12 protein-coding genes are annotated in these 13,059 nt (G+C 62.1%); 4 read left to right on the top strand and 8 right to left on the bottom strand.

All coding sequences use genetic code 11. The features are described 5' to 3' along the window. Positions 1–100 precede the first annotated feature (100 nt). Positions 101–676: a nucleoside 2-deoxyribosyltransferase gene (locus ASD52_RS10930; protein ID WP_057224291.1), complete on the top strand. Its 576-nt coding sequence runs from the start codon at positions 101–103 to the stop codon at positions 674–676. Positions 677–689: 13 nt separating this feature from the next. On the opposite strand, the gene ASD52_RS10925 is transcribed toward ASD52_RS10930, so the two are convergent. Then, positions 690–1,478 (bottom strand): pentapeptide repeat-containing protein, encoded by a 789-nt coding sequence (locus ASD52_RS10925; protein WP_082571793.1) that lies wholly within the window; start codon positions 1,476–1,478, stop codon positions 690–692. Positions 1,479–1,957: 479 nt separating this feature from the next. Here ASD52_RS10925 and ASD52_RS10920 point away from each other — a divergent pair, with 479 nt between their 5' ends. Both ASD52_RS10920 and ASD52_RS10915 read left to right on the top strand, forming a co-directional pair. After that, positions 1,958–3,355: a PLP-dependent aminotransferase family protein gene (locus tag ASD52_RS10920; RefSeq protein ID WP_057224289.1), complete on the top strand. Its 1,398-nt coding sequence runs from the start codon at positions 1,958–1,960 to the stop codon at positions 3,353–3,355. 186 nt (positions 3,356–3,541) lie between these two features. Further along, positions 3,542–3,952, top strand: a complete 411-nt coding sequence (locus ASD52_RS10915) for a DUF983 domain-containing protein (protein WP_025428846.1) — start codon at positions 3,542–3,544, stop codon at positions 3,950–3,952. A gap of 234 nt (positions 3,953–4,186) precedes the next feature. Here the strand turns inward: ASD52_RS10915 and ASD52_RS10910 are convergent, their stop codons facing one another. The 7 genes from ASD52_RS10910 to ASD52_RS10880 all read right to left on the bottom strand — a co-directional run bounded on the left by ASD52_RS10910 (position 4,187) and on the right by ASD52_RS10880 (position 11,744). Further along, a complete protein-coding gene (locus tag ASD52_RS10910; protein ID WP_057224287.1) occupies positions 4,187–4,792 on the bottom strand; it encodes an alkylhydroperoxidase domain protein in 606 nt (201 codons plus the stop codon). Between the two features lie 19 nt (positions 4,793–4,811). After that, entirely contained in the window at positions 4,812–5,429 is a 618-nt protein-coding gene (locus ASD52_RS10905) for a CMD domain protein (protein WP_057224286.1), read from the bottom strand. Between the two features lie 60 nt (positions 5,430–5,489). After that, positions 5,490–6,536 (bottom strand): putative FMN-dependent luciferase-like monooxygenase, encoded by a 1,047-nt coding sequence (locus ASD52_RS10900; protein ID WP_057224284.1) that lies wholly within the window; start codon positions 6,534–6,536, stop codon positions 5,490–5,492. A 29-nt stretch (positions 6,537–6,565) separates the two neighbouring features. After that, positions 6,566–8,212 (bottom strand): ABC transporter ATP-binding protein, encoded by a 1,647-nt coding sequence (locus ASD52_RS10895; protein WP_057224283.1) that lies wholly within the window; start codon positions 8,210–8,212, stop codon positions 6,566–6,568. Next, on the bottom strand, positions 8,209–9,093 hold the full coding sequence (locus tag ASD52_RS10890; protein WP_057224281.1) for an ABC transporter permease: 885 nt from the start codon (positions 9,091–9,093) through the stop codon (positions 8,209–8,211). Before ASD52_RS10890 ends, ASD52_RS10895 begins: the two co-directional genes overlap by 4 nt. Next, complete coding sequence (locus tag ASD52_RS10885; RefSeq protein WP_057224280.1) at positions 9,090–10,034, bottom strand: ABC transporter permease; 945 nt, start codon at positions 10,032–10,034, stop codon at positions 9,090–9,092. Before ASD52_RS10885 ends, ASD52_RS10890 begins: the two co-directional genes overlap by 4 nt. 69 nt (positions 10,035–10,103) lie before the next feature. Continuing rightward, positions 10,104–11,744 (bottom strand): TIGR04028 family ABC transporter substrate-binding protein, encoded by a 1,641-nt coding sequence (locus ASD52_RS10880; RefSeq protein ID WP_057224278.1) that lies wholly within the window; start codon positions 11,742–11,744, stop codon positions 10,104–10,106. Between the two features lie 307 nt (positions 11,745–12,051). Here ASD52_RS10880 and galE point away from each other — a divergent pair, with 307 nt between their 5' ends. Further along, entirely contained in the window at positions 12,052–13,038 is a 987-nt protein-coding gene (gene galE / locus ASD52_RS10875) for a UDP-glucose 4-epimerase GalE (protein ID WP_057224276.1), read from the top strand. Positions 13,039–13,059 lie beyond the last annotated feature (21 nt).

Raw genomic sequence — 13,059 nt, 5'->3', positions numbered from 1 at the left:
CGGTGGGAAAGCGCCGGCGGCGCCAACACACCCTCTAGGCGCATGCCTGCCACCTCCCTAGGCTGCCCTCCCTAGACGGACTGGGAAATCTGCAAGGAGCATGATCGTGAAAGTGTATCTGGCCGGGCCTGAAGTGTTCCTGAGCAATGCCGTGGAGATCCAGGCACGGAAGGCCGAACTTGCCCGTGCGGCCGGTTTTACGCCACTTGTGCCGGGCGACCTGGAAATTCCGCCGGCCGAAACCAAGCACGCGCGCGGCGTGGCGATCTATGGCGTCGATGAAGGCATGATGCTGGCCAGCGACATGATCATCGCCAATCTGACGCCGTTTCGCGGCATCAGCGCCGATGTCGGCACGGTTTTCGAGCTTGGCTTCATGTGCGGCCGTGGCCGCCATGTCTATGCCTACACCAACACCTCGCGCAGCTATTACGACCGCATCCTTCACGGCCATTACGGCGGCACGGCCGCATTGCGCCCGGACGGCCGCATGGCTGGACAGGACGGGTTGAGCATCGAGGATTTCGATATGGCCGACAATCTGATGCTCGATGGCGGCATCCTGGCGCGCGGAGGAACCTTCGTAAAGCGCGAAGTGGCCGAAGCCGACCGGCTGACCGATCTCGAGGCATTCAAGCAATGCCTGGCGATTGCCGCCAAGCAACATCTCCGTTGAGATCGCCCCGCGTTCAGTCGACCGGGCACGGCCAATTGGCCGGAGTAGATAGCCCGGCCGGCAGTTTGGTGGCGCTGTCGCCGCATGTCAGGTCGACCTGCTCCTGCTCAAGCCCGGTTGCGGCCGACAGATCCACCCCTTCGATGCGCGTCAGGAACATGAAGGCATCGGTGAAGTCGATCGGGCCCTCGAAGCTAGAGCCGCTGAATGTGGCGCGCGACAGATTGGCCATCGGGAAACGCGTGCCCGTGATCACCGCCTTTTCGAAGTTGGCGCGCCCGAGCTCGGCCTTCTCGAAGTCCGCGCCCGTCAACTTGGCTCCGGTGAAATTCGTTCGCTGCAGTTCGGAACTGTTGAATGAAGCGCCTTCCGCCGAGATGCCGGCAAAACTGCTTCGGTAGGCCTCGACCTTGGCGAAATTCGCCTTGTCGGCCCTGGCCCCGGCCAAGGACGAACGCACCAGCGTCGCCTTCTCCAGGTTTGCGGCCGTGAGATTGGCGCCTCTCAGATCCGTCAGGGTGAAATCAGTGTTGACCAGGTTCCCACCCTCGAGATCGATCCCGCCAAGCATTAGTTGTTTCTTGTTGCAATCGCTCCAGTCAGCGCCCGGCGCCGATGGATCCTTGCAGTTCGCGGCATAGGCAAGGTTCGAGAGCGTCAGCGTCACAAGAAATGCAGAGAGGCCGATCGCCGACCGTTTGCCACAGGCGCGAATGGCGCGTTTGATCCCAATTGTGTCGCTAAACCCACCCTCCCCGGTTGCGACAAACGAACGAATGGGCTTCGGCTTTGGGATATGCATGGCGCTGCTCCACGGCCCTTAGGATGGTCCGGTTCTGTTGCATTTCTCGTTTGCAGGCTTCGTCGGCGAAAACGACCATACAAAGCGCGCGTCACGGCTTAAGCGTATGACATTGTTGCCCTTCGCGCAAATGACAGCCACGCGATATGACAAACAAGATTTGCCTTGAGCGGGAAAAAGACTGAAACCTACCAGCCTCGGCAGCAACCCAAGCGGCGATGGGGTCCGGTCGCCCGGCGAGCAGTCAGGACAATGCAACCAAATGCCTGCATCGAACGCTCAACTGTCGAGCGCCGGGTAGGTTGAACGTCGAACAGCTTCCTAGGTTTCCGCAGTAACGGAAATGGAGCAACCGTTTGTGCCGCTCGACGCAGCGATTCGGTGGCCCCGAGCACGCTAGCCCGTCCCCGAAATACGGCGGCTTGCGCCAGCATGGTAAAACATGCAATATCCATACAATGTGATCTTGAGGTAGTGCCATGACGACGGATGCATCGGAGACGACCTGGCTGCCGGCCATCCGGAAAGCGAACGGACCGCTTTACATCGCTATTGCCGACGCCATCGCAGCTGATATCGCCGAAGGTCGCCTGTCCGAAGGCGCGCGGCTGCCGCCCCAGCGCGCGCTCGCCAGCGCATTGGGCATCGATTTCACCACGGTGAGTCGCGCCTACAACGAGGCGCGACACCGCGGATTGGTGGAAGGGCGCGTCGGCCAGGGCACCTATGTCAAGGCGAAAAGAATGAAGGGATTGCAGCCGGCAGCCGATGGCCTTGTCGACATGAGTATGAACCTGCCGCCACTATTCGACGACGCGGCCCTGACAATGCGCCTGTGGAGCGACATCGCCAGCCTGCAGGGCGAACATGGGCTCGATCTGTTGATGCGGTATCAGGCGCCCGGCGGCACGCTTCACAATCGCGCTGTCGGGGCCAACTGGCTACAGCCGCGCCTGGGAGAAATCCCAGCCGAGCGCGTACTGATCTGCGCAGGAGCACAAAGCGCCCTGCTGGCCGCGATCAGCAGCCTTGCAAAGCCCGGCGATGTGATCGCCGCGGAAACCATTGCCTATCCCGGCCTACGGGCGCTCGCCGCCCATCTCGGCATCGATCTCGTCGGCGTTCCTATCGACAAAAATGGCATTATACCAGAACAGCTTGAAGCGATTTGCAAAAGCACGAAATTAAGAGCGCTCTACTGTAACCCCACGCTCCACAACCCGACCACAGCAACACTGCCGCTTGAGCGCCGCAAGGCGATCGTTGCCATTGCCCGAACCCACGGCGTAGCAATCATCGAGGACGACGCCTATGGAGCGCTGCCAATCGCCGCGCCGCCGCCATTGGCAGCACTTGCGCCTGACCTCGTCTATCACATTGCCGGTCTCGCCAAGTGCCTATCGCCAGCGCTGCGGATTGCCTATCTCGTCGTTCCGGATCGCCAAAGCTGCGTGCGCATCGAGGGCGCGATACGCGCGACGAGTGGCATGGCTCCCCCCTTCAACGCCGCGATCGCAACACGCTGGATTGAGGACGGGACGGCAAGGGAGGTCCTCGGCGCCATCCGCCAGGAAGTGACGATCCGACAGACCATTGTCAGCCGCTTGTTGCCAAGGGACGTTGTCCAGACGGACCAGGAAGGCTTCCACGTATGGCTACACCTGCCACTACCCTGGACGCGAGGCGATTTTTCCGGTCGGCTGCGGGCATCAGGCATCAGCGTCGTGGCCAGCGATGCCTTCGCGCTTGACCTAGCACCTGAAGCCGTGCGCCTCGGCCTTGGCGCGGCACGGACGCACGAGGAGTTGCAGCGCAGCCTGATGACGATTGCAGATCTGCTTCAGCAATCTCCGGCTGCATCGAGTCTCGTCGTTTGAGGTCTTTTGTTTGCGGCCGGCGAAATTGTCGCAGCAATGTATGCATACAATAAATTGACAATGCGTGCTTTTAGGCGTCTTAATCCCAGCAGGCCTGAGGCGGCACGGAGCATTCGTCGACCGCACCCAGGCATATCAGCTGGCGCGCCGGAATGGCTGCGCCGCAGACGCCTGAAAGGAACACATATGTCTTCGGATCACGACTGGCCTCCCATACCTCCGATGCAAACTGGCTTGCGCGGTCGTTGTCCGCGTTGCGGCCAGGGGCATCTGTTCGAAGGCTTCCTCAAGATGCGCAAGAAGTGTGAGGTCTGCGATCTCGACTACTCCTTCGCCGATCCCGCTGACGGCCCCGCCTTCTTCGTCATCTGCTTCGGTTGCGTGCCCAGCGTGCTGCTCGGCGTATGGCTGGAGGTGCAATTCAGCGCCCCGCTATGGATACACCTTCTGGTCACCGGCCCATTCATGTTGCTGACGTGCATTCCACCACTTCGACCACTCAAGGGATGGCTGGTCTCAAGCCAGTTTTTCTACAAGGCTGAGGAAGGAAAGCTCGTGCGCAGACAGGTCGAGCCACCGCTCGCCCCGACCCAATAGGCTTTCGTTGCCTGGCTGGCACTGAACGTCAGATGGCCATCCGTCATGGTTCGGTACCGATAACGAATATCAACAAGGCGCGAGCAATGCTCGCGCCTTGTTCGGTTGGCCTTCTTGGACGCTGATCGATGCGGCATGGCCGGACCGTGCGAGCCATCGGCACGGTCCAACCGCGGTGATGCGGGCATTTGCCGGGACCCCGCAGCATGCTTGGCCGCGCCCCTCAATCTCAGATCATTGTACCGCCGGTGTCGGCTCGCCGAGCGAGAGCATCAGGCGGTTCGCCCAGTTGAAGAAGGCGGCGCCGTGGATCACGTCGGCAATCTCGAGTTCATCGAGGCCGGCGGCAGACAGGCGTTCGATATGATCGTCGCCGAATGTGGGTGGCGTCGCCGTCAGCGCCACCGAGGCTGCAACGATTGCATTCCAGCGTTCGCCGAGATCTGCATCCACACCTTCATCGAGCAGCTTCTGAACGTCGTCGCCCCGCTTGGAATGGTGAGATGCGAAACGCGAATGCACGGAGGCGCAGAAGATACATCCATTTGACCGCGATGCCGCAGTCGCTGCAAGCTCGCGCTCGGCACGCGGCAGGCCCGTGCGGGTGTTGTAGAAGATGTCCTTGTCCGTCTTCGTCCGGGCCTCCAGAACCTGGGGATCGCGAACGAGCAAGCGGAAGTAGGGCGACTTGGCGCGCGACGCCTCGACGAGACCGGCAAGGTGTGCCTCCGTCAGATCGTCCTCCGCGAGCGGTTCCAGCCACGGTGTCCAGCCGATCTCGGCCTGCGTGAACGCGACAGGACGATTTTCAATCTTGGGCGTGATGATGTGGTCAGTCATGACAAACTCCTTCTAAGGCTCAGGCGGCAGCGCGCCTGGCGGAAGCCGCAAGCAGGCCAAGGCCGGCGATCACCCGGATCTGGAACGCAACGAATGCGACAAGCTGCGACAGCGTCACGATACCGTTCGTCGTCCAGCCGGCAGCGATGAGCGCATGAAGCGCCCCAGGGCTTGCGTCACGGAGATGGAAGACAAGCAGATGCGCATGTTCCAAGGCTGCCGCAAGCTTTGCTCCGAGCGCTTCACGCCCGGCATCAGAGACCTGGTAGATCGGCCCGGGTGCGTCCTCGACGCTCAAAGCGCCGGCCGGATATCGCCCATAGGGGCCGACGGCCTGCGCCGCGCCGATCTCGGCCTTCAACACCTCGACCACCCAGCGGTTCGCTTCGCCTTCCTCCAGTGGGCTGACGTAGAACTCAAAAATATCCGGATGCCGATGCAATCCCGCGACGAAGCTGGCAATTGCCTGCCGTTCGGCATGAGAGACGTCGCCAAAATTTTCAGGTTCGAAGAGTGCGAGATAGCTCTTCTGCGCCTGCTCGCGTGTTTCCGGCCGCTGGGTGCGGATGCGATCAAGCGATGAGCCCGGCTTGATGCCGGCCAGCAGGTCGATGATATCGGGTGTCGATGTGGTCACTGTAAGTCTCCTTCCTTCAGTTTAGCGGCGCCCCGGGTGCCACTGTGGTGATCGGCGTTGTCAGCCGACGGCTCCGAGGCGGCGGGGGGCGAATTTTTCCTCCGGCGCCCATCCGAGCGCCGGTGCGACCTTGGTTGCGATTAGCTCGATCGAGCGCAGGATCAGAGGGTGGGGCGGATCGATGGAGTGAACCTGGAAGACGAGGTCGGTAACCCGATCGAGCGTCGTATCCGCACGGAGGCTTTCGATCACGTCGTCGGGCGTCCCGACATGGACGTCGAAAGCGGCGATCAGTTCGGCGAGCGAGTTGCCCGTCGGCTTGTGGCCGGCCGCAATCAGCCGTTCGGCGCCGCGACGCAAGCCGATTTCGGCCAGGCGCAATGCCTCAGCGCGGCTGTCTGCCACGAACAGGCTACGTGAACCCAAAATTCGGGGTGCGCTGCCTGCCGGCAATCCCGCGAGATAGGCGTTGATGATCGGGTTCTGCAATTCGGCGAGCGACGCCTCCGGTCGTTCGGCGGTCCGGGGCTGGGTGCGCGATAGCATGAGGCCGTCGCCGGCCCGCCCTGCCCGCTCCCCGCCTGCGACGGAGAACGTGGCCTGCCAAATCCGGTCGAGCAATTGCGGCGCCGTCGGATAAAGTTGGTCGCCGCCTGAAAGGCTGCGTCCGGCCCAGGCGTCGAGCACGACGCGCAGATGCCGGGCGAAAATGTCTCCGCGCTCGGCACTCTCGAGGCCGAAGGCCGTAAAGGACGACGGAGTGCCACCGGTACCGAAGCCGATTTCGACCCGCCCGCAGGAGAGAAGGTCGAGCACAGCCGCATCCTCGGCAACCCGTATCGGATTTTCAAGCGGCAGGGTGATGACGCCGGTTCCGAGCCTGATCCGCGACGTCTGCGCGGCGACATGTGCCAGGAAGACGAGTGGCGCCGGCAAACCGCCTTCGTCGGCATGGAAGTGATGCTGGGCGACCCAGGCGGTATCGAAGCCGAAACGTTCGGCGGTCGCGATCTGCTCGGCCGCATAATGATAGCGCGCACCGGCGGGCACGTCGTCGAGGAGACGCGTAAAGAACCCCAGTCGCTTGCGTGGCGTCGTATTCGTCATTTTATGTCCTGTCATTCATTACTGCGGGTTCAGACGAGGGCTGCTCGTTTTTGTCCGGGGATGGCGCTGATGAGTTCGCGGGTATAGTCGCTGCCCGGCCGTTCGAAGACGTCCTCGACGGGTCCTCCGTCGACCAAACGACCGTCCTTCAGCACGGACACCGTGTCGCAGATCTGCCGAACGACCGCGAGGTCATGAGACACGAACAGGTAGGTCAGACCGAGATCGCGCTGGAGTTCGTCGAGAAGATCGAGGATGCGGGCCTGCACCGTCACGTCGAGAGCCGAGACCGCCTCGTCGAGCACGACAACGTCGGGGTCGAGAACGAGTGCGCGGGCGATTGCCACCCGTTGTCGCTGACCGCCCGAAAGCGCGTGAGGGCGGCGGCCAAGCGCCGCTTCCGGCAGGCCGACCCGACTGAGGATTGCCCGGACTTTTTCCTCACGCGCCGGTCGCGAGAGCTTGGCGAAATTCAGAAGTGGCTCGGCAACGATGTCGAACACCGTCTGGCGCGGATCAAGCGAGCCGTAAGGGTTCTGGTAAACCAACTGGATCTTGCGCCTGAACTGGCGCAGCGTTTCGCCGCGAAGTGACGAGAGATCGGTGCCATCGATCTCGATGCGCCCCGCAGTCGGTTTCTGAAAGCCGACAATCGCCCGGATGGTGGTGGTCTTGCCGGAGCCGGATTCGCCGACGATGGCATGGGTCGTGCCGCGACGGACCCGAAAACTGAGACCGTCGACGGCGCGAAAGGATTTGCCATCGCCATCGGGGCGAACGAAGTCCTGCACAAGACCTTCGACGATAACGACATCATCGTCTGATGATGCGGGCTTTTCGCGCGCGGTCGCTGGGGCCCTGCGCGCAACGGCTGAGAACGACGGCGCGTCGGCAATCAGTTGCCGTGTGTAGGCGCTTCGCGGTGCGGCGAGCACGACTTTGGTCGCACCGACTTCCTGGACCCGGCCGCCCTGCAGGACGACAAGCCGGTCGGCTCGGTCGGCGGCGACCCCGAGGTCATGGGTCACAAGCAGAACCGATGTGCCGTATTCGGTGCGCAATTCGTCGATCAGGTCGAGGATGCGTTTCTGCACCGTCACGTCGAGTGCGCTTGTCGGCTCATCGGCGATGATGAGTTGCGGCTTCAGCGCGACCGCAATCGCGATCAGCACGCGCTGGCGCATGCCGCCCGAAAGCTCGTGCGGATATTGCTGCGCCCTAAGCGCAGGCTCGCTCAGCCCGACGCGCTGCAGAAGCGAAATCACCTGCGCTTCCAGATCTCGACCGCTCGCGGCGCCATGAATTCGAAGAATTTCGCCAACCTGCGCTCCGATCGTCTTCACCGGATTGAGCGAACTTGCCGGATCCTGCGGCACCAGGCTAATCTTGGCCCCCCGCACGGCATCAAGCTGACGATCCGACCAGCGGGAAATGTCCGTGCCGTTGAGCTTGATGCTGCCGCTATCGATGCGGCCATTGGCATGGAGCAGACCGATGATCGATTGCGCCGTCGTCGTCTTGCCGGAGCCGGACTCGCCGACCAGCGCGACCACCTCGCCCGGTTCGATCCGGAACGAAACGTCGTGCACGACAGGGCGATGGGCGATGCCGTCATGGTAGGAGATCGACAGGTTCTCGACCTCCAGCACCGGGTATGCAGCGGTTGAGGTGTTCATGCCGTCACCTTGCCGAAGGATTGGCTGACGCGATTGGCGGCCAGAACGACCAGAACGACGACGATGCCGGGCGCGGTCGTCAGCCACCAAGCGGTCGAGATGTAGTTTCGGCCCTCTGCAATCAGCAAGCCCCATTCCGGTGTCGGCGGCGGTGCGCCATAGCCCAGAAAGCCTAGTGTGGAGATCTGCAGCACGGCCGAGCCGAATTGCAGTGCGGCGATGGCAAAGACCGAGGTCAGCGAGTTCGGCAGCACATGCCGCCAAAGGACAGCCGCGAAAGTACCGCCGCTGCCGAAAGCCGCCTCGACATAATCGCTGCGCCGGACACGAACCACTTCCGAGCGCGCCAGCCGCGCAAAGCTTGCAATCGAGGTAACACCAACGGCAATGGCGGCATTGATCGTGCCGAAGCCGAGCAGAATGATGATGCTGAGCGACAGCAAGAGGGGCGGTATCGACAGCAAGACGTCGACAAGCCGCATGATGGCATCGTCAAGCCGGCGCCGGACCGAACCTGCCACGACACCGAGGCCGGTTCCGATGACCAGACCCAGGGCAACGGCGACGAAGGCGCCCGTCAGCGAGTGAACAGCACCATAGACGATGCGGGCGTAAAGATCGCGCCCGAGCGCGTCGGTACCGAGCAGGTGGCTGGCGTCCGGCCGCCGAAGCTGTTCCCCACCAACCCCTTCGAGCGGATTGTAGATGGTGAAAAGCCACGGAGCGACTGCCCAGAGGAAGGCGATGGCGAGAACCAGCCAGGACAAAGCCAGGCCCACTGGCAACCGGCGGATGAAATGGGGGAGCGAGAAGCGCCCGCCCACCCGGTGTCCGTGCCCTGACGCGATGGCGTCATCGTGGATTGTATCGAACGTGGTCATGCGGTGGCTCCTGCTTTTGTCCGAAGACTCGGATCGAGCACAGGAAAGAGCAGATCCACGATGAGATTGATGACGACGAAGGCCAAGGCCGAGAGCACAACGATCGCCTGGAGCACGGCCGCGTCCTGGCTGCCGACCGCCCTTTCCGTCAGCCCTCCGATGCCGTTAAGGCCGAAGACAGTCTCGGTGACGACGGCGCCGGCGATGAGTTCACCGAAGAGCACGCCGGCAATGGTGAGCGTCGGCAGCAGCGCGTTCTTGGCAACGTGGCGCCACAGGACCCAGTGGCGGGTTGCCCCCTTGGCGCGAGCAACCGCGACGAAGGGGCGTGTGAGCACATCGTCGATGTTGCGCACCAAGACCTGGGCGAGCGGCGCGGAAATCGGCACTGCCAACGTGACGACGGGCAGGATGAGTTCCTGCCAAGGGCCGGGGTTGATGACCGGTACGAGTTTCAAACGAAACGAGAAGATCTGAATCAGCATGATGCCGAGCCAGAAGGTCGGGATCGAGATGAAGAGCGACGGCACGGACTGGAGTGCACCGCGGAGCCAGGCGAAGGGCGTGAGGCTCGAAACGAAGGCGATTGCGACGGCAAAGACAGCGGCAAGGACGAAACCAAGAGAGGCGAGTTTCAGCGTCGCCGGCAGGTGGGTCGCAAGCATCGTGCTGACCGGAACGCCCGCTTGAACGGAATAGCCGAAGTTGCCGGTGAGAAACCTGCCGATCGTCTGTAGATACTGCACCCAGATGGCGCTGTCGGCGGCGTAGGACGCCCGGATATCGGCGATCTGTTGCGGGTTGAGCCCGAGTTCCGGGTTCTGAAACTTGATCAGGATGGCGTCACCGGGCATCGCCTGAAGCAATACGAAAGAGATGGTAAAAGCCGCCCATAGGACGAACAACGCCTGCCCCAGGCGGTTGAGCAAATATCCGGACATTCGCCGTTCCTCTGCTTGATCTCATTGCGAGGGTCGGCCACGGCAATGGACGTGGCCGATCGGTCGATGTCAGTGTTCGGCAAGCCATGTGCTGTAGAAGCTTGGGCGGCCAACCGCCTCGAAGGCGACGCCCTGGACGTAAGGCGCACCGGCAAAGGCTTGCGGCTCCTCGAAAATCGGGATCGCATAGGCCTGGTCGACGACATAGTCCTGAACCTCGCCGGCAATCGCCAACCGCTTCTCGCGGTCCGGCTCCGAAGCAAGCGCCTCGAGCAGGCCGTTCAGCTTGTCATCGGCGAAGCTCTGGACCTTGTCGCTCTGGCCGCCCTTTTGGCGAAGGACGTCACGGTTTTTCGGGTAGTACTGGCTCTTGATCACGTCAGGATCGGCGCGCCCGACCATGGCCGGTGAAACCGGTGTCTTGAGCGGATCGAGATCGTCGACGATCCTGCTGCCGCTGTCGCCGGCAAGCACGGTCAGCTTGACGCCGAGCTTGCCCCATTGCTGGGCGACAAGCTGCAAGGTTTCCTTGTTCTGCGGCTGCGGCAGGGATTCATAGGCGGTCAGCACCAGTTCCTTGCCGTCCTTCTGGCGCAGGCCATTGGCGCCGACCGTCCACCCGGCCTCATCGAGCAGGGCTTTTGCCTTTCCCGGATCGAAGGAAAGCTTTGCCGAAATGTCGCGATAGCCGAGCGCCGTGGAGGCGATGATTGACGTCGCCTGTGGGTAGTTGGCGGAAAACAGCGTGGTGACGACTTCCTTGGCGTCGGTCGCGTGCAGCAGCGCCTTGCGGACCCTCACGTCAGCGACGAGCGGATTGTCGGGTCGGAAGACGACGCTGTTGTTCACACCGCGCGTCGAAGGCGCGTAGATCTGGTAATCCTGCGCTTCAACCTGTTTTTCGTCATAGGCCTGGACCTGCCGGATGAAATCGGCCTGGCCCGCAAGCAGAGCGCCAATGCGCACGCTGTCCTCGCCGGTGATGATGTATGTGATACCATCGAGATAGGGCCGCCCCTGATGCTCCAGCTTTGCCGGACCCCAGGCGTATTCTTCGCGCGCCTTCAGGTTCAGCTCCTTGCCGATCGTTTCGCTGTCGACGACAAACGGACCGGAGCCGATGATCTTGGTGGCATCGCCCAGTTGTTCAAACGGAAGCGCCAGCGTGCTTGCGGCAACGAGCCCGGAGCCGATCACCGACGTGCCCTGCAGGAAGCCCGGCGACGGCTTCTTGAAGTAGAATTTGACGGTTAGCGGATCGATGACCTCGCTGCGCGCGTAGTTGTTGATGACCTCCGAGACCGGCTGCTTCAGTTCCTTGTTGCCGAGCCCGAAGACGTCGTAGTTCTTTGCCACGGCAGCGGCATCCAGCGGCGTGCCGTCGGAGAAGGTGACGCCAGGACGGATCTTGAAGGTGTATTCGGTCGCATCAGCGTTGACCGTCCACGATTCCGCGATCCAAGGCTCGATCTCGAGCGTCTTCGGGTTCTGGTAGGTCAGCTTGTCGGTGATCTGGTTGAGGATGCCGCCATTTGGGTAAAAGCCGCCGGCCGGCGGGTAGAGATTGGTATGGGCCTGCTGCTCGAGATAGATCAGCGTCCCGCCCTTGATCGGATCGCCTGCACCTTGTGCGAAAGCGCCGGGCAGGAAAAAGCCGGAGGCGGAGAGTGTCGCCAGCGTCAGCGCGAGCCGTTTCAGTTTCGTCGTCATGGGAGCCTTCCTTTGGATGTCTGTAGGCTATCGTACGACTAGGCGTCGGCTTATCAACTAAATCTAGTAAATTAATATGCTATAAGTTTCGCGCGAAGCGAAAGAAGCATCTCCGCCTCAGAGCCGATGGAGATATTTCACCCGCGGCCGCCTCCCTGCCTTCTTTTGCTGGGATCAAGCGGCATGTGGATCATGGTGCGGAAAGAGAGCAGACGATCGCGCGAAACGCGCCACGAGCCATTGACAATTCGGCCATTGTTCATTGAAAACTTTGCCAATTCCTTCCAAGCCCGAGATTGAGATATTCATGACAAATAACAAGGTTCTTGTCGTCGGCGGCGCCGGCTATATCGGCTCGCACACCTGCCTTCAGCTTGCGTCCAAGGGGTTCGAACCCGTGGTCTACGACAATCTGTCGAACGGCCACGAGGAGTTCGTCAAATGGGGTATTCTGGAAAAGGGCGATATCCGCGACCGCCAGCGTCTCGATGAGGTGCTTGCGCGCCACAAACCGCGGGCGATCCTGCATTTTGCCGCAATGATTGAGGTCGGGGAATCCGTCAAGGATCCGGTCTCATTCTACGACAACAACGTCATCGGGACCTTGACCCTTCTGTCGGCAGCACTGTCCGCCGGCATCGAAGCCTTCGTGTTCTCGTCGACCTGCGCCACCTACGGCCTGCCGGAGAGCGTGCCGATCGACGAACAGCACCGCCAGGCCCCGATCAACCCCTATGGCCGCACGAAGTGGGTCTGCGAGCAGGCATTGAAGGACTATGGCCAGTACAAGGGCCTGCGCTCGGTCATCCTGCGCTATTTCAACGCTGCCGGTGCCGACCCGGAGGGTCGGATCGGCGAGTGGCATGAACCCGAGACCCATGCGATCCCGCTGGCAATCGATGCCGCGCTCGGCCGGCGCGACGGCTTCAAGGTCTTCGGCACGGACTACGACACCCGCGACGGCACCTGCGTACGCGACTATATCCACGTCCTCGACCTCGCCGACGCCCATGTCCGCGCCGTCGAATACCTGCTTGAAGGCGGCGACAGCGTCGAACTCAATCTCGGTACGGGCACTGGCACGACGGTGAAGGAACTGCTGAACGCCATTACCGATGTCTCGGGCCGCAGCTTCGGCATCGACTATGTCGATCGCCGCGAGGGAGATTCGACCACGCTTGTCGCAAACAACGACAAGGCTCGCGAAGTCCTCGGCTGGGAGCCGCAATACGACCTGGCGGCGATCACGCGCACGGCCTGGAACTGGCATTCCCGCCGTAACCAGGGCGCATGACATCGGGCACCTCGGCTGATC

Source organism: Ensifer sp. Root142 (assembly GCF_001426785.1).
Taxonomy (GTDB): domain Bacteria; phylum Pseudomonadota; class Alphaproteobacteria; order Rhizobiales; family Rhizobiaceae; genus Ensifer; species Ensifer canadensis.
This window is presented reverse-complemented; position numbering and strand designations above follow the sequence as displayed.